We start from the raw sequence: 19,752 nt of genomic DNA on the forward strand, positions 1-19,752 counted from the left end.
AAAAGCAGAGGAGAGAGGGAAGATGAGGAAGGACTATTTGGGGGAAACAGCCGGAAGGATCACCACGGGGGAGGAAGCGCCGCAGCCGATGCCTGCGAAAGGCGGAAAGCGGCATAGCTTTCGCTTTCACAGGCTGTGGGCGGCGTTGTTGAGCCTCGTCCTTGTGACGACAGGTGTTACGGGGAAGGCACCGATGAGCGCGGAAGCGTCCTATGTGAATACCAATATGAATACCTTCGTCCATGACGCTGCGGATATGCAGACAGGCTACCCGGGACAGGATATGCAGATCCATGTACGGATCGGCTACAACGGTGTCAACGGACTTTACAATCCGGCGACGGACGAAATCCGGAATGTCCGTGTCCGACTCTCCAATGACCAGAGCTATCTCTCGGTGAACCAGCCGGGAACGACCCATAAATCCAATCCCTACAAGAATGATACGGGAGAGGACGGGGAGGACAGTAAGCAGAAGGATGCGTGGGAGGAGGGATACCAGTCCGGAAAGAGCAATGCGTTAAAGAACGGGATGAACTATGCTTATCCCGTGGATGGCGGCGTTTATCCCTTCGAGATCAATGCCTCTCTTTTCACGCAGGAGCAGACCGCTGCGGTACTCAAAAAAGGCGAATATCTGGATCTGACCTTCAATGTCACCGTCCGCTCAGACGCGCTCACGATGAAGGATAATGCCGGCAAAACCAGCGACGGCTATTTCGGCGTACCCTTCACGATCTGGTACGATGTGCCCGCCAATTCCACGGGCGCGCAGGGCTCTTTCGTGAAAACGGAGTTTGTCAATGTCTTCATTGCGCCCAGCGGGGACATCAGCAATCCCGGCACACAGACCAAGGATCAGGCGTTCGTTATCGGAGAGAATCAGGAAACGCCGTCCGGTGTCTATCCGAATGTGATGAACTACGGCGTCAACCTCCGGAATCGAAGCGGCAGGCCGGTTTATGATGTCAAGGTCACTCTGGATACAAACCTCGCCGAGAAGTCCGCGGTACAGCTCACAGAGAGCGCGAAGTCGCAGGCATCCAAGGATTTTCCGTTCAATATCAACGAAGCGAATTATGACAGAAATTATGAAAGGGTGGAGGCGGGAGAAAGCATCTCCGTACCCTATTCCATGTCGATCAAGCAGAACGCTGCGACGGGCTACTATCCGCTGCATTACCGCGTGAGCTATAAGAGAGCGCCGGGGGCAAATGTCAGTGTGACGGAGGACTACACCTTTTTCGTGAATATCCGGAACAGCGGGATGATCGACTCCAGCAGCACGAAGGGGGAATTCAACGAGAATGACCGCACCAAGGCTCGTATCATCGTCGATTCCTATGCGACCGAGCCGGAGAAGGTCTATGCGGGAGAGCCGTTCAAGCTGGTTCTGAATATGAAGAATGCCTCCTCGAGCATCAATGCCAGCAATATCCTCTTTTCTCTGAGCTCGGCGAAGGTCAGCGATACGCCGGTCTTCAATATGGAGGGCGGGGCGAATTCTGTCGTGGTGAATTCGCTCGCGGCGGGAGAGACGACGACCCTGAGCTTCCAGCTCGAGGCGGCGGCGGGCGTAGACCCGAAGTCTTATCCGATCACCGTTGAGGAGAAGTATGATTCTCCGGAGTTCAAGAATGCATCCGAGAAGGTCGATATCAATATTCCGATCTATCAGAATGCACGGCTTTCCGCCTCGAATTTCGAGGTGACACCGGAGAGCATCGAGGTTGGCTCGGAATCCAATGTCACCTTCGGCATCAACAACACCGGAAAGGTCATCCTCTACAATGTGGAGGCGGTCTTCGAGGCACCCTCTATTAAGAAGATCTCGACCTATGTCGGAAATATCGAGCCGGGAAAGACCGGAAATGTGGACGTGACGCTCAGCGGCACGGCGGCAACGGAGGACGAGGGCAAGATTCCGGTCACGATTCGTTATGAGGATGTGAACGGCAGCCCCTTCGAGGAAAAGACCGAGGTGACGCTCTACGTCACCGAGCCGGTTGAAACGGATCCCGAAATGGAGGAACCGGGAATGCAGGAGAAGCCGGACGGCAGTCTCGGGCTCATACAGAAGGCGGCAATTCTCGTCGCGATTGCGGCGGCGCTGGCGGCTTCCGTGCTGACGATTCGAAAGAGACGGCAGAGAAAGCAGAGAGAAAACGAGAGGAACGATGAGACTATCTGATCTCCTGAAGCTGAGCTTCAGCAATCTAAAGAGAAGGAAGACCCGGACGGTGCTTACGGTGCTGGGCGTCGTGATCGGCACGGCGTCCATCGTCGTGATGGTCAGTCTGGGGCTCGGGATGAGTGCCTCACTGTTGAAATCCTTCCAGGATTCCGCCTCCCTCACGATGATCACCGTGATGAATTACGGCGGCGACAGCTCGGGCAAGAATAAGAAGAAGCTGGAGCTGACCGACGAGAGCATTCGTGATTTTGACGCGCTCCCCCATGTGACCGGCACCTCTCCGGCGCTCTCTGTCTATGTTGACGCGAAGTCCGGCGCTTACAACGGAAGCTTCGATATCATTGGCGTTTCGCAGGATTTCCTCAAGCAGCTTCGCCTGAAGTCCGGGGAGATTCCGAAGCCGAATCAGTCAGAGCTTACGCTGGTCTATGGGAACCGTGTCGGGAACAATTTCTATAAAAGGGGCGACTGGGAAAATCCCGGAAATATCGATCCGAATAAGGATACGATTTTCTTCAGCTTTCCGCAGGGCTATACCCAGAATTCCGAGAACAGCAGCGGGAACGATACGCAGCCGGCGAAGAAGTATCTGCTGCAGACGAGCGGCGTCATCGAGGGCGGGGAGGATGATTACTCGGAGAATTCCATGAATATCTATGCCGACATCGATACCTTCAAGCATTTCCTGCGCCGCATTTATAAGAAGAATCTGGTGCCGAATCCGAAAACCAGCAAGAGCGGCAAGCCGCTCCATTACTATGTCTATGACACAGCCTATGTCTTCGTGGATGATATGAAGAATGTCACGGCAGTACAGAAGCTGATCAGCGATCAGGGCTATAACTGCTACTCCAACATGGAGTGGCTGGAGCAGAGCCAGAAGCAGATGGGCATCGTGCAGATGGTGCTGGGCGGCATCGGCGCGGTATCGCTGCTCGTCGCAGCGATCGGCATTATGAATACCATGATGATGTCGATCTACGAGAGAACCAAGGAGATCGGTGTCATGAAGGTGCTGGGCTGCGATATGGGAGATATCCGCAATATGTTTCTCACAGAGTCTGCCATCATCGGCCTTTTGGGCGGTGCGGTCGGGCTGACGCTGAGCCTCCTGATCTCCCTCCTGATCAATACGCTCACGAGCAGCGTGGGCGAGTCGATGTTCGGAAGCGCCGGCGGTATCTCGCTGATTCCGTTTTGGCTCGCCGGCTTTGCGGTGGTTTTTGCGACGCTGGTGGGCTCCGTTTCCGGCTACGTTCCCGCGGTGCGGGCGATGAAGCTGAGTCCGCTGGCGGCGATCCGGAACGATTAGCTGCCTGCAGTTTCCCGGCTTCTCCCTGATTTTCCTTGTGCAGGAGCAAATCTGATGCTATAATCGCAGGAAATTCGGCGCACGATCTGCAACTTCATAGCGATGCGCGGAAAAAGGGAAGATGGGGAGAGAAAAATGCTGAAAATCGCGAAATTTGGCGGAAGCTCCTGCGCATCTGCGGAGCAGTTCCGGAAGGTGAGAGAGATTGTTGCTGCGGAGGAGAGCAGGAGGTTTATCGTCGTTTCCGCGCCCGGCAAGCGGGATGCAAAGGATACGAAGGTCACGGATCTGCTCTACCAGCTCTATGAGGCGGCGGAGCAGAGGGACAGCGTGGACAGGCTGCTTACGCGGATCGAGGAGAGGTATCAGGACATCATCGGCGGGCTTGGCATAGATTTCAGCCTGCACGAGGACTTCGCGGAGATCCGGCGTCAGCTCGAGGACGGAGCGAGCCGGGATTATGCGGCTTCCCGCGGCGAATACCTGAATGCGAAGCTGATGGCTGCGTACCTCGGCTTTCCCTTCGTAGATGCTGCGGAGCTGATCACATTTCACTCGGACGGCAGCTGTGACTTCGAGCGAACCGCAGAGAGGACGGAGGCGGTGCTTCGGGAGCTGGACTGTGCCGTGGTTCCGGGCTTCTACGGCGCAGACAGCGCGGGAAATACCGTTACCTTCTCCCGCGGCGGCTCGGATGTGACGGGCTCTCTCCTCGCGGCGGCGCTGCATGCCGACCTTTATGAGAACTGGACGGATGTTTCCGGCTTTCTCGTGGCGGATCCGCGGATCGTGAAGCAGCCGGAGGTGATTGACTACATCACCTATCGGGAGCTTCGGGAGCTGAGCTATATGGGCGCAGGGGTTCTGCATGAGGATGCTATTTTTCCGGTTCGGAGGGAGGGCATCCCGATTCAGATCCGGAACACCAACCGTCCGGAGGACCACGGGACGATGATCGTGGCGAATACGCTGAAGAAGCCGCGCTTCGTCATCACCGGTATTGCCGGCAAGAAAAATTTCTGCTCGATCAACATTGAGAAGGCGATGATGAATTCGGAGATCGGCTTCATCCGGAAGGTGCTGTCCGTGATCGAGGAGAACGGCATCAGTGTGGAGCATACGCCGTCCGGCATCGATACCTTGACGCTCTTCATCCATCAGGAGGAGCTGGAGCATCATGAGCAGAAGGTGCTGCAGGGCATACAGCGGACGGTCAATCCGGATCTGATCGAGCTGGAGGCGGATCTCGCGCTGATTGCGGTCGTGGGGCGCGGCATGAAGTCCGCGCGCGGCGTAGCGGGGCGGGTATTCAGCGCACTGGCACACGAATACATCAATATCAAGATGATCGATCAGGGCTCCAGCGAGTACAATATCATCGTAGGCGTGCGGAACGAAGACTTCGATGCCGCAATCAAGGCGATCTACAATATGTTTGTACTCAGTGCGAAATAAGGGATTTCTATGGTGATTACCGTAATCGGCGGCGGCGCCGCCGGAATGATGGCAGCATTCAAAGCCAAGGAGGCCGAGCCGGAGGCCTCTGTTTTTTTGCTGGAGAAAAATGAGAAGCTCGGAAAAAAGATTTTCATTACCGGAAAGGGCAGGGGCAATCTGACCAATGCAGCGGAGCTGCCGGATTTCTTCGGAAGCTATCTCCGGAATCCGCGCTTTCTGTATTCCGCCCTCTACGGGTTTACGAATCAGGAGCTGATCGGGCTCCTCGAACGAGGCGGCTGCCGGGTGAAGACAGAGCGCGGCGGACGGGTCTTCCCGGTCTCCGGCCACGCCTACTCCATCACGGACAGTCTGAAGGGGCTTCTGAAAAAGGCAGGCGTGCATATCGCCTACCGGAGCGAGGTACGGGAGATCCGGCTTCGGGACGGCAGGGTATGCGGCGTCGTCACGAATCGGGAAAGCTATCATGCGGATCGTGTCATAGTCGCGACCGGCGGCCTGTCTTATCCCTCTACCGGTTCGACCGGCGACGGCTACCGCTTCGCGAGAGAGGCAGGGATGGAGGTGACGGCATGCTACCCCTCCTTGGTTTCGCTGGAGCCGGAGGAAGAGGACTGGTATCCGCTCCGCGGGTTGAAGCTCCGGAATGTGAAGGTACGCATCACCGATGAGGACGGGAAGCTCTACTACGAGGACTTCGGAGAGCTGGACTTCACGAACGCAGGGCTCGGAGGGCCGCTGGCGCTCTCTGCGAGCTGCCATATCACGGAATACCTGAACTGCGAGAAGAGGAAGGCACGCAGGCTTCTGACCCTGCACATCGATCTGAAGCCGGCGATGGAGGAACAGGAGCTGGACGAGAGGCTTCTCCGCGAGCTGCGTGCGTCGCAGACGAAAGCGCTTCGGAATGCGCTCGGAAGCCTGCTTCCGGCGAGCCTGCTCCCGGTTTTTCTGCGGCGGCTCTCCCGGAGGGGCGTTGATTCGGGCAGGCGGGCGGACGAGGTTTCGCGGGCAGAGCGCAGGGAGATCCTCAGCCTGCTCCGGGATTTTTCCTATACGCTTCGCGGGACGGGCGGCTTCCGGGAGGCGATTGTCACGATGGGCGGCGTTTCCGTGCGGGATATCAACCCGAAAACCATGGAATCGAAGCGGGTAAAGGGACTCTATTTCGCGGGTGAGGTTCTGGATGTGGATGCCTATACCGGCGGCTTTAATATGCAGGCGGCATTCTCCACGGGGGCGCTCGCGGGCCGGAGCGCCGCAGCGTCGCTCCGGGAGGCATGAAGAGAGAAAGGGAGAAAGAAATGCCATACAGTATAGCGATTGACGGACCTGCGGGAGCGGGAAAGTCTACGATTGCGCGGGCGGTAGCGAGGGAGCTCGGCTTCGTCTATGTGGATACGGGGGCGATGTACCGTGCCGTAGGCTTCTATTGTCTTTCGGAGGGGATTCCGATCCGGACAGAGGAGAGGGTCTGTGAAGCTGTTCGGGATATCACGGTTCGCATCGCCTACGATGCGGCGGGGGAGCAGAGGGTCTATCTGAACGGAGAGGACGTTTCCGTACGTATCCGGACACAGGAGGTCGGCGATGCCGCTTCGACCGTATCTCAGTACCCCTTGGTGCGGGAGAAGCTCGTCGCCCTGCAGCAGCAGCTTGCGCGGGAGAGCTCCGTGGTGATGGATGGGAGAGATATCGGGACGAAGGTGCTGCCGCAGGCAAATCTGAAGATCTACCTTACTGCGAGTGAGGAGGTGCGCGCCGAACGCCGTTTTCGGGAGCTTCGGGAGAAGGGGCAGAGGATATCGCTTCCGGAGGTGCTAAGGGAGGTCAGAGAGCGGGATTATCGGGATATGCATCGGGAGCATTCTCCGCTCCGGCAGGCAGCGGACGCGGTGCTGCTGGATGCGTCCGCGCTCTCGATCGACGAGACGATCGACGCGATTCTCGCGCTTCTGGACAGGACAACCTGAGAGGAAACGGGAACGCGGCAGGAAGCAGCAGAAACGACGGGCAGGGAGAGAGATGGATGCGAAGAAGGTACAGGTAAGACTCGCGGAAACGGCGGGCTTCTGCTTCGGCGTACAGCGCGCCGTGGATACGGTATACCGGATTCTGGAACGGGAGGCGGCGAAGCCGGAGGCGGAGAGGCGGCAGATCTACACCTATGGTCCGATCGTCCACAACGATACGGTGGTGCGGGGGCTTCAGGAGAAGGGCGTCCGAGTGCTGGAGAGCGAGGAAGCGCTTCGGTCTCTTCGGGAAGGGATCGTCATTATCCGTGCGCACGGGGTTCCGGAGCGTATATATACGCTTCTGTCAGAGCGGGGGCTCGAAACCATCGATGCCTCCTGCCCCTTCGTGCAGAAAATTCAGCGTCTGGTGAAAAAGCATACGGAACAGGGGGAGCGTGTCTTCGTCGTCGGAAACCCGGAGCATCCGGAGATTGTCGGTATTATGGGGCATGCACATGGAGAGGCGTTCGTGCTTCCGGACAGGGAAAGCGCGGAAAAGCTTCCCGTTTCGGAGGGGGAAAGGGTCTTTGTCGTTGCACAAACCACTTTTCATATCGAGAAATTCAAAGTAATTGTTGATATTTTGCGGAAAAGGGGTTATTATGTTAACGTTATAAATACGATTTGCAACGCAACTTTCGAAAGGCAGGCAGAGGCGAGGGAGCTGGCTGGAGCATCCGACGCCATGATTGTCATTGGAGGAAGCAGTTCATCGAACACGAAGAAGTTATTTGAGATTTGTAAGGCCTCATGCCCGAACACCCAGCTGGTGCAAACCGCTGCGGATCTTAAATTCTACTCGGATGGAGCGGTTCGCAACGTAGGTATCACAGCAGGGGCAAGCACCCCAAAAGAAATTATAGAGGAGGTTCTAACTTATGTCAGAAATGAGTTTTGAACAAATGCTTGAGGATTCACTGAAGTCAATTCATGCGGGGGAGATTGTTACTGGTAAAGTCATCAGCGTGAAGCCTGATGAGATTGCACTGAATATCGGCTACAAGTCAGATGGAATCATGACCAGAAACGATTACAGCGCAGATAATTCACTGGATCTTACGACAGTAGTAAAAATTGGCGACGAGATCGAATGCAAGGTCAAGAAGGTGAACGACGGCGAGGGGCAGGTCGTTCTTTCCCACAGAGATGCACTCCAGTCCAAGGCATCCGAGGAGCTTCGCAAGGCGTTTGAGGACGGCACGACGCTTACCGGCAAGGTGGTACAGGTTGTGAAGGGCGGACTCAATGTCGAGGTGGACGGCGCGAGAGTATTCGTACCGGCTTCTCTGGTTTCCGATACCTTCGAGAGAGATCTGAACAAGTATCAGGGACAGGATATCCAGTTCGTGATCACAGAGTTCAATCCGCAGAAGAGGAGAATCATCGGGGACAGGAAGCAGCTGATGGCCTCCATGAAGAAGGAGCTGCATGACAAGCTTTTCGCAGAGCTGCGTGAGGGTGACATCCGTATGGGCGTGGTGAAGAACCTGACGGATTTCGGTGCGTTCATCGATCTGGGCGGTGCGGACGGACTTCTCCATATTTCCGAGATGAGCTGGGGCAGGATCGAGAACCCGAAGAAGCTCTTCAAGCCGGGACAGGAGGTTGAGGTGCTTGTCAAGGAGATCAACGGTGAGAGGATTGCGTTGACCAGGAAGTTCCCGGATGAGAATCCGTGGAAGGATGCCGAGACCAAGTACGCGATAGGGCAGATCGTTTCCGGCAAGGTGGCGAGAATGACGGATTTCGGCGCGTTTATCGAGCTGGATAAGGGGATCGACGCACTGCTTCACGTATCTCAGATTTCCAGGGATCATGTGAACAAGCCGTCGGATGTGCTTTCCGTCGGACAGGAGATCGAGGCGAAGGTCGTAGATCTGGATGTGGACAATCACAAGATTTCACTTTCCATGAAGGCGCTGCTTCCGGAGGATGGGAACAGCGACGTGGCGGATGTGGATGTAGATGCCGTTCTGCGCGGGGAGTGATTCTGATACAGACCATTTGGAGGCTGGGCGATGCTGCTCAGCCTCTTTTGTATAAATAAGGCGGTACAGGGGGGCTATGGCGGTATGGGCATGGAGATCGAGAGAAAATGGCTGGTAGGAAGGCTTCCTGAGGCACTGACGCAGTACCCGTTCCGGGAGCTTACACAGGCATACCTGAACTTCTCCCCGGCGATCCGTGTGCGGCGAGAGCGTTCGGGAGACAGCGAGCATTATGAGCTGACCTACAAGGGGCCGGGAGCATATGCACGCAGGGAGGAAAACATGCCGCTGGATCGAGCATCCTACGAGAGCCTGCTGCGAAAATGCGAGGGACTCGTCATTGTGAAAAAGCGCTACCTGATCCCGCTCGGCGCCTATACTGCGGAGCTGGATGTCTTCGAGGGAGTGCTCAGGGGACTCTGCCTCGTCGAGGTGGAATTCCCGTCGGAAGCGGAGGGAGCGGCATTTTCTGCGCCCGACTGGTTCGGAGAGGACGTGACGGCATCCGGAAAATATTCCAATGCGCACCTTGCAAGAACGCATTTTCAATGATATAATTGCCAATCGGATATGTTTGCAGAGGGGAGACGTGCGCACCGGGCAAGCATTTAGATCAGTTTTGGAGGTACTCTTAAATGAGCGTAAAGGTTGAGAACTTAGAGAAAAGCATGGCGAAGCTTACCGTGGAGGTAGAGGCGGCGGAGTTTGATAAGGCTATGGTTTCCGCTTACAATAAGACTAAGGGCAGATTCAGTCTTCCGGGATTCCGTAAGGGCAAGGCGCCGATGGCGATGATCGAGAAGATGTACGGCGAGGCGGTATTCTATGACGAGGCGGTCAATGAGCTGCTGGACAAGACCTATCCGGACGCTGCAAAGGAGTCCGGTCTGGAGATTGTTTCCCGTCCGGAGATCGGCATTGATCAGATCGGTAAGGGCAAGAGCCTGATCTATACCGCAACCGTGGCTGTGAAGCCGGAGGTCACGCTCGGAGAGTACAAGGGAGTAGAGGCGGAGAAGGCAGATACCGAGGTCAGCGCAGAGGAAGTGGAGAAGAGACTCGAGCGGGAGCTGGAGAAGAATGCCAGAGTCGTAGACGTGGAGAGAGAGATCAAGAGCGGAGATATCACTACCATTGATTTCGTGGGCTCTGTGGACGGCGTAGAGTTCTCCGGCGGAAGAGGCGAGGACTATCCGCTCACCATCGGTTCCGGCACCTTCATTCCGGGCTTCGAGGATCAGCTGATCGGGCATAAGGCAGGGGAGAATGTGGATGTCAATGTGACCTTCCCGGAGAACTACGGGGCGAAGGATCTCGCCGGCAAGGCGGCTCTCTTCAAGGTGACGGTAAAGCAGGTCAAGGAGAAGCAGGTTCCGGCGGCAGACGACGAGTTCGCTTCCGAGGTTTCCGAGTTCGAGACGCTTGCCGAGTACAAGCAGGAGCTCGAGAAGCAGCTCGGCGAGGAGAAGGCAAAGCAGGCGGCATCCATCAATGAAAAGCATGTCATTGACAAGGTTCTGGAGAACGCGAGCCTGGAGATCCCTGCGCCGATGCTGGAGATGCAGCTCGAGCAGATGCTCTACGACTACTCGACGCGGCTGCAGCAGCAGGGCATCCCGATGGAGCAGTACCTTCAGATCACAGGACTTACCGAGGAGAACCTGAAGGAGCAGATGAAGCCGCAGGCAGAGAAGACCATCAAGACTTCCCTCGTACTGGAGGCGATTCAGAAGAAGGAGGGCATCAGCGCCGACGATGCCAAGCTGGATGAGGAGTTCCACCGGATCGCAGAGCAGTATAAGATGAAGTACGAGGATCTGATGAAGACCGTTACAGACTCTCAGAGAGAGTCCGTGCGGAGGGAGCTTTCGATTCAGGCGACGATCGATATGCTGGTTTCGGAGGCGAAGCTCGTCTGAGCATAGACGGGCGTTTATGAAGAAAAGAGGCTGCGAAGAGAGGGCTCTTCGCGGCTTCTTTGCTTTCACGGCATAATGACAGCCCAATGCGTGACAGGGTCTTATGCGATATTGAACCAGAAGTTGATAGCTTTTTGGAAACGGAGGCAGTATAATTCCGATGCGGCGCTGTCCGGAGGGGGTTTCTGCGATTTCGGACGTCGGCAGGACGCTGCATTTCCGTAGACTTTTAGGAAAACACTGATTAAATCGAAAAAGTTTCGTACCAACGGGCGTGATGCCGCAAAAGTGTGCGGAACGCCGGTGCTTAATGAACTCGGGACGGAGGTAAACCTATGAATTATCCATCTATGCCGCATAATATTTCGACCATTCCCTATGTCATCCAGTCGACCTCCCGTGGGGAGCGTTCCTATGACATCTTTTCCCGCCTTCTGAATGAGCGGATTATTTTTCTCGGAGATGAGGTCAATAACGATACCGCATCCCTGATCGTCGCGCAGCTGCTCTATCTGGAATCCGAGGATCCGGAGAAGGATATCAGCCTTTATATCAATTCTCCGGGCGGCGTCATCACTGCCGGCATGGCGATCTATGATACCATGCAGTATATCAAGTGCGATGTATCCACGATTTGTGTGGGCATGGCTGCCTCCATGGGCGCTTTCCTGCTCGCGGGCGGCAAGAAGGGAAAGCGTATGATCCTGCCGAATGCCGAGGTCATGATTCACCAGCCCTCTGGAGGTGCGCAGGGGCAGGCGACGGAGATCCAGATCACGGCGGAATGGATTCTCAGGACGAAGAAGCATATGGCGGAGATTCTCGCCGCAAACTGCGGGCAGAGCTTCGAGAAGGTGATGGCGGATACGGAGAGAGATTATTGGATGACGGCAGAGCAGGCACTTTCGTACGGCATCGTGGATCACATCTTCCATTCCAGAGACGAGCATACGGAGAAATAAGGAGCGAGACAGACTATGACGATGAAGCCAGACGATAAGGTGAGGTGTTCCTTCTGCGGGAAGTCGGCGAAGCAGGTACAGAAGCTGATCGCGGGTATGAACAATACCTACATCTGTGACGAATGCGTGGAACTCTGTCAGGAGATCTTCGAGGAGGAGTTGGGAAAGGGCAGTCGGCAGGGTACTGACGCAGCACAGGATATCCATCTGCTGAAGCCGAAGGAGATCAAGGATTTCCTCGATGAATATGTTGTCGGACAGGACGAGGCAAAGAAGGTGCTTTCCGTGGCGGTATACAACCACTATAAGCGGATCACCTCGAAGATCAAGGATATCGAGGTACAGAAATCGAATATCCTGATGATCGGGCCGACCGGTACCGGCAAGACCTATCTCGCACAGACCCTTGCCAAGATTCTCGGCGTCCCGTTCGCGATCGCGGACGCAACGGCTCTGACGGAGGCGGGCTACGTCGGCGAGGATGTCGAGAACATTCTGCTGAAGCTGATCCAGGCGGCGGACTACGATGTGAAGCGGGCAGAGATCGGTATTATCTACATCGACGAGATCGACAAGATCACGAAGAAGGCCGAGAATGTCTCGATCACGCGCGACGTCTCCGGCGAGGGCGTGCAGCAGGGACTTCTGAAAATTCTCGAGGGAACAGTGGCGTCTGTCCCGCCGCAGGGCGGCAGGAAGCATCCGCAGCAGGAGCTGATCCAGATCGATACGAGGAATATCCTCTTTATCTGCGGCGGCGCCTTCGACGGACTGGAGCATATCATCGAGAAGCGCATCGCGAGCGGTTCCATGGGCTTCGGCGCACAGATCGTAGAGAAGAACAAGGAAAACTATGACGACGTGCTGCGGAAGGTGCAGCCGGAGGATCTGGTGAAGTTCGGGCTGATTCCGGAGTTTATCGGGCGTGTGCCGGTGGATGTGGAGCTGAGCAGTCATGATGTGTACACCCTGAAGAAGATCCTGACCGAACCGAAGAATGCATTGACGAAGCAGTATCAGAAGCTTTTCGAAATCGACGGCGTGGAGCTCGGCTTCACGGACGGCGCGGTCACAGCGATCGCCGAGAAGGCGGTCGAGCGGAAGACCGGTGCGCGAGGGCTGCGCTCGATCATGGAGGGGATGATGACCGACCTTATGTACGAGATTCCGTCTGATCCGTCGATCGAGAGCGTGATGATCACGAAGGAAACGGTAGAGGGCAGCGGTGAGCCGGAGATCCGGCATAGTGCAGCGCCGGAGCCGGAGACGAAGAAGAGCGCGCGGCGTCTCCGCAGCGCGGTGGAATAAGGGAGCAGACAGAGAATGAAGATCAGATCCGTGGAGCTGAAGCATGTTCTGGGCGTGAAGTCGGAGCTGCCGGATACCGGACAGCCGGAGTTCGTGCTGGCGGGGCGCTCCAATGTCGGCAAGTCCTCCTTTATCAATGCCTTCATGAACCGGAAGAGCTATGCGCGAACCTCCTCGACGCCGGGAAAGACGAGGACGGTAAACTTTTATCATATCAATTCCACATTTTTCCTGGTGGATCTTCCGGGCTATGGCTATGCCGCTGCGGGAGCGGCAGAGCAGGAGAAGTGGGATCGCATGATACGGAGGTATCTCGCCGGTTCCGGCAATATCGAGGAGGTCATCCTGCTGGTCGATATCCGGCATGATCCCTCGAAGCTGGACATACAGATGTTCCGCTGGATTGTGAGCGCGACCGGCTTCGAGCCGCTCGTTATCCTGACGAAGCTCGACAAGATCAAGCGCTCACAGATTCGGAGTTCGGCAGAGAATGCGAGGAGGCTGCTCGGCGCATCGGCAGACTGTGTGCTGATCCCCTTTTCCGCGGATTCGAAGCAGGGGCTCGAGCAGATTTACGCAGTTTTTGACCGTATCCTAGAGCCGAGGGAAGCAATCGATGAGACGCTTCCGACGCTCCTTGCGGAGGAAAGCAGAGAATCGTATTGACAGTGGGCGGAAACTGTGGTATTGTACCAACGTCGCATGACAGGAAAGCAGGTATCCACCTCACCTTGGCAGAGAGCTCTGACCCGGGTTCATATTGATTTTTACTTCGTGTATTTTTCAATGGTGGATTGGCTTATCATCCGCCATTTTTTTGTATTTTACCGCGAGAGGAGCTTATGGCAGTAAAAAAAGGCACAGAAATCGAAATTAACGAACAGATCAGGGACCGAGAGGTAAGAGTGATCGGGGCAAACGGTGAGCAGCTCGGCATTATGAGCGCACGGGAAGCTTACATGATGGCAAGAGACCAGGACATGGATCTGATCAAGATTGCAGCGATGGCTGCGCCGCCGGTTGTACGCATTGCCGATTTCGGCAAGTATCGTTATGAGATGCTCCGCAAGGAGAAGGAGGCCAGAAAGAACCAGCACACGACAGAGCTGAAGGAGATTCGTATGACGCCAAACATCGATACCAATGATCTCAATACGAAGCTCAGCGCTGCGCGGAAGTTCCTCGAGAAAGGCAATAAGGTCAAGGTAGCGCTTCGCTTCCGAGGCCGCGAGATGTCCCGCATGAACCAGTCGAAGCATATCCTCGATGAGTTCGCAGAGCAGCTCAGCGACATTGCCGTGCTGGATAAGCCGGCGAAGGTAGAAGGCAGAAATATGGCTGTGGTGATAAGTCCGAAAAAGTAAATTCACAGGAGGCAAATATGGCAAAGTTAAAGCTTAAGACAAAAAAAGCCGCTGCAAAGCGTTTTAAGGTTACCGGCACGGGAAAGCTGATCCGGAACAAGGCGAACAAGTCTCACATCCTCACCAAGAAGACTACGAAGCGTAAGAGAGGTCTGAGAAAGGATACTACCGTTGACGCAACAAATGTGAAGACGATGAAGAGAATTCTTCCTTATCTTTAACAGCAGGATTGGTAGTGGGAAAATAGGAGGATAGAACAATGAGAATCAAGGGCGGAGTTAACGCTAAGAAGAAGCACAACAGAGTTTTAAAGCTGGCGAAGGGATACAGAGGAGCGCGTTCCAAGCAGTACAGAATCGCGAAGCAGAGCGTAATGCGCGCACTTACCGAGTCCTACAGGGGACGTAAGGAGAGAAAGCGGCAGTTCAGACAGCTCTGGATCGCCCGTATCAACGCGGCTGCAAGGCTGAATGGGCTTTCTTATTCCAAGCTGATGTTCGGGCTGAAGAGTGCGGGCGTAGATATGAACAGAAAGATGCTCTCCGAGATCGCAATCGCGGATGCCGAGGGCTTCACCGCGCTCTGTGAGCAGGCGAAGGCACAGCTCGTCAAGTGATTTTTTGATGAAAAATTTTCTGTAATGTGATAGGATAGAAAGGCAGGCTTAGCTTGTCTTTCTTTTTTTGTGCATAAGTCCCCGTCAGGCACCGGAATAGACGCCGTGTTTACACGAGCGGATATCCTGCTATCTGTCGGGACAACAGGAATGCATGGGATTGGGATTTTGATCCTGATCATTTTATTGCAGGATGTGATGATAAAACGTTTTACAACACGGAGGCGGAAATGGCAGTCAGAGTTTCGGTTTTGGGAAGTCTTCCGGATGGGAGAGAGGTGCATAAATATACCCTTGTGAACGGACGGGGCAGCGAGGCGGCATTTACGGATCTCGGCGCGATCTGGACGAATATGCGGGTAAGGGATAGAGACGGGGTGTTCAGAGATGTGGTGCTCGGCTGCGACAAGCCGGAGGCGCTGCTCCGGAATCCGGGGCATATGGGGGCAGTCGTCGGCAGAAATGCCAACCGGATCGGCGGCGGCAGCTACATGCTGAACGGCGTGAGCTATACGCTCGAAAAGAACGATAAGGGCGTGAACAATCTGCATTCCGGACCGAATTTCTGGGAGAGACGGAGCTGGGCGGCGGAGTACGGTGACAAGGGAACGGGAGCTTATGTGATGTTTTCCCTTCATTCCGAGAGTATGGAGCAGGGCTATCCCGGCAATGCGGAGATCGCGGTGATCTATACCCTGTCGGAGGACGATGCACTGTCGATCGAATATCGGGGCGTTTCCGACTGTGATACGATCCTGAATATGACAAACCACGCCTATTTCAACCTGAACGGCTGTGATGCCGGAGACGCGAGCTCGCAGTATGTACAGATTCACGCATCCTATTTCACGCCGGCATCGGAGAGCTCGGTTCCCTACGGAGAGCTTGCGCCGGTTTCGGGCACGCCGATGGACTTCCGTACGGAGAAGCGGATCGGAAGAGATATCGGCGCGGAGTATGAGCAGCTTCGCTTTGGCGGCGGCTACGATCATAATTACTGCGTGGACGGGACGGCGGGAGAGCAGCGCCTCGCGGCAGCAGCGTATGCAGAGGAGTCCGGCATCGAAATGAAGGTCTATACCGACCTGGAGGGACTTCAGTTCTATACCGCAAATTTCCTGAATGTCCGGGGAGATGGGAAGAACGGCGCGAGCTACAGCCCGCGCACCGCGTACTGCTTCGAGACGCAGCATTATCCGGACGCAATCAACAAGCCTGCTTTCCCGAGTCCGGTTGTGAGAGCCGGAGAGGAATACCGGACAGAAACGGTATACTGCTTCGGGATACGCGGATAGACGGCGGATGAAGGCATTGTTTATTGCAGAGAAGCCCTCCGTGGCACAGCAGTTTGCGGAGGCACTGGACGTGGATGTCCGGGCGTGCCGCAGGGACGGGTATCTGGAGTCCGAGCGATGCGTCATTACCTGGTGCGTGGGGCATCTCGTCACCATGTCCTATCCGGAGAAATATGATGAACGTTTCCGGCGTTGGAGCTTCAACACCCTGCCCTTTCTCCCTGCGACGTTTCGCTATGAGGTGATTCCCGAGGTGGAGAAGCAGTTCCGGATCGTGGCGGGGCTGCTGCATCGGGAGGACATCTCTACGATCTATGTCTGCACCGATTCGGGACGGGAGGGAGAATACATCTACCGTCTCGTCGAGCAGGAGGCGGGGATCGGAGACACGAAGGAGAGACGGCGCGTCTGGATCGATTCCCAGACGCGGGAGGAGATCCGGAGGGGGATACGGGAGGCGAAGCCGGAAAGTGCCTATGACAGTCTGGCGGACGCCGCATTTTCCCGTGCGAAGGAGGACTACCTGATGGGGATCAACTTCTCCCGCGCGCTGACGCTGCGCTACGGACGGGAGATTTCCCGCCGCCTCGGGAGGGAGAAGAGCACGGTCGTCGCAGCGGGGCGGGTCATGACCTGTGTACTGGGGATGATCGTCCGTCGGGAGCAGGAGATCCGTGACTTCCGAAAGACCGTTTTCTATAAGCTGAACGGCAGCTTCTCCCTGCCTCGAGAGGGAGAGGCTTCGGAGTCTGCGTCGGAGCGCGGCGGGATCGACGCGGAGTTCCGGGGCAGGGAGGGTTCGCCGCATTACCGGAGTACGGAGCTCTATAAGAACAGCGGATTTTTGCAGAAGGAAAGGGCGGAGGCGTTTCGCGACAGCTTCCTCCCGCTCCCGAAGGAGGCAGTCGTGGACAGCCTCGAGAAAAAGAAGGAAATGAAGAATCCCCCGCTTCTCTATAATCTCGCGGAACTGCAGAACGACTGTTCCCGGCTCTTCAAAATCAATCCGGACGAGACACTGCAGATCGCGCAGGAGCTCTACGAGAAAAAGCTGACAACCTATCCGAGAACCGACGCGAGAGTGCTTTCCACGGCGGTTGCGAAGGAGATCGAGCGGCATCTGCGAGGCTTGCTGGGCTTTCCGGACTGCACGGCACTTACGCAGGAGGCGCTGGATAGCGGCGCGTGGCGGAAGATTGAAAAAACGAGGTATACTGACGACAGGAAGATTACCGACCACTACGCGATCATTCCGACCGGACAGGGGCTCGACTCGCTTCGTGCGATGAAGCCCCTCAGCCGTTCCGTCTATACGTTGATTGTGCGCCGCTTTCTCTCGATCTTCTTCCCGGCGGCAGAATACCAGAGGCTGCAGCTCAGCCTCCTTTGCGGGGGCGAATCTTTCCAGATGACAGGGAGGGCGCTCAGGAAGGAGGGCTATCTTCGTGTACTGAAAGGGGAAGACGGGGAGAGCGGAGAGGAGGACGGCGTACTATCGGAGCAGCTGCTCCGTCTGAAAAGAGGGGAGAGGCTGCTGCTTCGGGCACTTCGGATCAAGGAGGGAGAGACCTCTCCGCCGAAGCGCTATACCTCCGGGACAATGATTCTCGCGATGGAAAACGCAGGCAGCCTGATCGAGGATGAGGAGCTGCGGGCACAGATCAAGGGCTCCGGCATCGGAACCTCTGCGACCCGCGCAGGCATTCTAACCAAGCTTACGAAGATCGGCTACATTGCCTTAAACAAGAAAACGCAGGCGCTCAGCCCTACCAGCCTGGGAGAGCTGGTCACCGCCGCGGTTTCTGTCTCTGTCCGGCAGCTTCTGAATCCGGAGCTGACCGCATCCTGGGAGAAGGGGCTCTCCTATGTGGCGGACGGCAGCATCACGGAGAAGGAGTATATGCAGAAGCTGGAACGCTTCGTGCGGACGCGGACGGAGGCGATCAAAAGCAGGGAAGCGTGCTTCCCGAAAACAGGAGTGGGTGAATGACCAGAGAAGAACTGAAGATTTCCAATATGTATGACCTCCGCTATACGGAGGCGGCGCTTTTTGCGGGGCTCTGCTATCCATGGGAGGCACTGCCGAGAATTCATGACTTTATTGCGGAGCTGGGGCCGAAGCTTCCGACAGGGGAGTATGAGGAACGTATGCCGCATGTCTGGGTACATCGGACGGCGCGGATCGCCGATTCGGTTTCCCTTTCGGAGTATATCATTATCGGGGCGGAGACAGAGCTGCGGCAGTGTGCCTTTCTGCGCGGCAATATCCTGATCGGCAGGGGCTGCGTGGTCGGGAATAGCTGTGAGCTGAAAAATTCGGTGCTTTTTGACAAGGTACAGGTTCCGCATTACAATTATGTGGGCGATTCCGTACTGGGCCACAGGTCGCATATGGGTGCGGCGAGCCTTACGTCGAATGTGCGTTCGGACAAAAAGCCGGTGAGGGTGCACGCCTCTGACGGTGATATCGAGACCGGACTTAAGAAATTCGGAGCAATGCTCTCGGATCATGTGGAGGTCGGCTGCGGCTCCGTGCTGAATCCGGGCTGCTGCATCGGCGCCCATACCGATATTTATCCGCTCAGCTCCGTCCGGGGCTGCGTACCGGCACATTCGATCTATAAATCGAAGGAAGCAATCGTAACAAAGGCAGAGGAATAAGGAGGATACCGTTTATGAATGAATTTGGCGAGAACGTGTTCGTGCTGGAGCACCCGCTGATTACACACAAGATCTCGATTCTGCGAGACAAGAGCACGGGAACGAATGAGTTCCGGCAGCTGGTTGAGGAGATCGCGATGCTGATGGGCTTCGTCGCATTGTCTGACCTTCCGATGAAGACCGTCGAGGTGGAGACGCCGATTGAGCGCGCAGAGACGAGGGTGATCGCGGGGAGAAAGCTCGCGATCGTACCGATCCTGCGTGCCGGACTCGGTATGGTGAGCGGGCTTACAGCCCTCGTTCCGTCCGCGAAGATCGGCCACATCGGGATGTACCGGAATGAGGAAACCCATCAGCCGGTGGAGTACTTCTGCAAGCTCCCGAATCCGATCGAGGAGAGAACCATCGTGGTCTGCGATCCGATGCTCGCGACCGGGGGCTCCGGCGTGGACGCTATCAGCCAGATCAAGTCCCATGGCGGCAAAAAGATCAAGTTTGTCTGCATCATCGCCGCGCCGGAGGGCGTGAGGCGGCTGCATGCGGCGCATCCGGATGTGCAGATCTATGTCGGAAACCTCGACCGCTGCCTGAATGAAAATGCCTACATCTGCCCGGGGCTCGGTGATGCCGGCGACCGGATCTTCGGGACGAAGTGAGTGC

Annotated in this window: 19 protein-coding genes; all 19 read left to right on the forward strand. The window is 56.1% G+C overall.

Features of this window, described 5'->3' with window-relative positions; translation table 11 throughout:
• Positions 1-22: 22 nt before the first annotated feature.
• The 19 genes from HW273_RS06285 to upp all read left to right on the forward strand — a co-directional run bounded on the left by HW273_RS06285 (position 23) and on the right by upp (position 19,748).
• Positions 23-2,191: a COG1361 S-layer family protein gene (locus tag HW273_RS06285; protein ID WP_243206756.1), complete on the forward strand. Its 2,169-nt coding sequence runs from the start codon at positions 23-25 to the stop codon at positions 2,189-2,191.
• Positions 2,178-3,506: an ABC transporter permease gene (locus HW273_RS06290; RefSeq protein WP_179010966.1), complete on the forward strand. Its 1,329-nt coding sequence runs from the start codon at positions 2,178-2,180 to the stop codon at positions 3,504-3,506. The genes HW273_RS06285 and HW273_RS06290 overlap by 14 nt, the downstream gene beginning before the upstream one ends.
• A gap of 135 nt (positions 3,507-3,641) precedes the next feature.
• Entirely contained in the window at positions 3,642-4,961 is a 1,320-nt protein-coding gene (locus tag HW273_RS06295) for an aspartate kinase (protein WP_179010967.1), read from the forward strand.
• A gap of 9 nt (positions 4,962-4,970) precedes the next feature.
• Entirely contained in the window at positions 4,971-6,248 is a 1,278-nt protein-coding gene (locus tag HW273_RS06300) for an NAD(P)/FAD-dependent oxidoreductase (protein WP_179010968.1), read from the forward strand.
• Between the two features lie 20 nt (positions 6,249-6,268).
• Entirely contained in the window at positions 6,269-6,937 is a 669-nt protein-coding gene (gene cmk / locus HW273_RS06305) for a (d)CMP kinase (RefSeq protein ID WP_179010969.1), read from the forward strand.
• A 52-nt stretch (positions 6,938-6,989) separates the two neighbouring features.
• Entirely contained in the window at positions 6,990-7,877 is an 888-nt protein-coding gene (gene ispH / locus HW273_RS06310) for a 4-hydroxy-3-methylbut-2-enyl diphosphate reductase (RefSeq protein ID WP_179010970.1), read from the forward strand.
• Positions 7,858-8,967 carry a 30S ribosomal protein S1 gene (gene rpsA, locus HW273_RS06315; RefSeq protein ID WP_179010971.1) on the forward strand — a complete coding sequence of 370 codons (1,110 nt, stop codon included), beginning with the start codon at positions 7,858-7,860 and terminating at the stop codon, positions 8,965-8,967. Before ispH ends, rpsA begins: the two co-directional genes overlap by 20 nt.
• A 30-nt stretch (positions 8,968-8,997) precedes the next feature.
• Complete coding sequence (locus HW273_RS06320; protein WP_243206757.1) at positions 8,998-9,519, forward strand: CYTH domain-containing protein; 522 nt, start codon at positions 8,998-9,000, stop codon at positions 9,517-9,519.
• An 83-nt stretch (positions 9,520-9,602) separates the two neighbouring features.
• Positions 9,603-10,886, forward strand: a complete 1,284-nt coding sequence (tig, locus tag HW273_RS06325) for a trigger factor (RefSeq protein WP_179010972.1) — start codon at positions 9,603-9,605, stop codon at positions 10,884-10,886.
• A gap of 335 nt (positions 10,887-11,221) precedes the next feature.
• The gene (gene clpP, locus HW273_RS06330) at positions 11,222-11,848 is read left to right on the forward strand and encodes an ATP-dependent Clp endopeptidase proteolytic subunit ClpP (protein ID WP_243206758.1); all 627 of its coding nucleotides are present in this window, start codon (positions 11,222-11,224) and stop codon (positions 11,846-11,848) included.
• A gap of 15 nt (positions 11,849-11,863) precedes the next feature.
• Positions 11,864-13,156, forward strand: a complete 1,293-nt coding sequence (gene clpX / locus HW273_RS06335) for an ATP-dependent Clp protease ATP-binding subunit ClpX (RefSeq protein WP_179010973.1) — start codon at positions 11,864-11,866, stop codon at positions 13,154-13,156.
• Between the two features lie 15 nt (positions 13,157-13,171).
• The gene (gene yihA / locus HW273_RS06340; protein ID WP_179010974.1) at positions 13,172-13,822 is read left to right on the forward strand and encodes a ribosome biogenesis GTP-binding protein YihA/YsxC; all 651 of its coding nucleotides are present in this window, start codon (positions 13,172-13,174) and stop codon (positions 13,820-13,822) included.
• Positions 13,823-13,998: 176 nt separating this feature from the next.
• Positions 13,999-14,520 carry a translation initiation factor IF-3 gene (gene infC / locus HW273_RS06345; protein WP_179010975.1) on the forward strand — a complete coding sequence of 174 codons (522 nt, stop codon included), beginning with the start codon at positions 13,999-14,001 and terminating at the stop codon, positions 14,518-14,520.
• Between the two features lie 17 nt (positions 14,521-14,537).
• Positions 14,538-14,741, forward strand: coding sequence for a 50S ribosomal protein L35 (rpmI, locus tag HW273_RS06350; RefSeq protein WP_179010976.1), 204 nt, complete (start codon positions 14,538-14,540; stop codon positions 14,739-14,741).
• Between the two features lie 38 nt (positions 14,742-14,779).
• A complete protein-coding gene (rplT, locus tag HW273_RS06355; protein WP_179010977.1) occupies positions 14,780-15,136 on the forward strand; it encodes a 50S ribosomal protein L20 in 357 nt (118 codons plus the stop codon).
• Positions 15,137-15,366: 230 nt separating this feature from the next.
• Entirely contained in the window at positions 15,367-16,431 is a 1,065-nt protein-coding gene (locus HW273_RS06360; protein ID WP_179010978.1) for an aldose epimerase family protein, read from the forward strand.
• A 7-nt stretch (positions 16,432-16,438) separates the two neighbouring features.
• Positions 16,439-18,421 carry a DNA topoisomerase gene (locus tag HW273_RS06365; RefSeq protein WP_179010979.1) on the forward strand — a complete coding sequence of 661 codons (1,983 nt, stop codon included), beginning with the start codon at positions 16,439-16,441 and terminating at the stop codon, positions 18,419-18,421.
• A complete protein-coding gene (locus HW273_RS06370; RefSeq protein ID WP_179010980.1) occupies positions 18,418-19,092 on the forward strand; it encodes a UDP-N-acetylglucosamine pyrophosphorylase in 675 nt (224 codons plus the stop codon). Before HW273_RS06365 ends, HW273_RS06370 begins: the two co-directional genes overlap by 4 nt.
• Positions 19,093-19,106: 14 nt before the next feature.
• Complete coding sequence (gene upp / locus HW273_RS06375) at positions 19,107-19,748, forward strand: uracil phosphoribosyltransferase (RefSeq protein WP_179010981.1); 642 nt, start codon at positions 19,107-19,109, stop codon at positions 19,746-19,748.
• Positions 19,749-19,752 lie beyond the last annotated feature (4 nt).

Source organism: Oribacterium sp. oral taxon 102 (assembly GCF_013394775.1).
GTDB lineage: Bacteria > Bacillota > Clostridia > Lachnospirales > Lachnospiraceae > Oribacterium.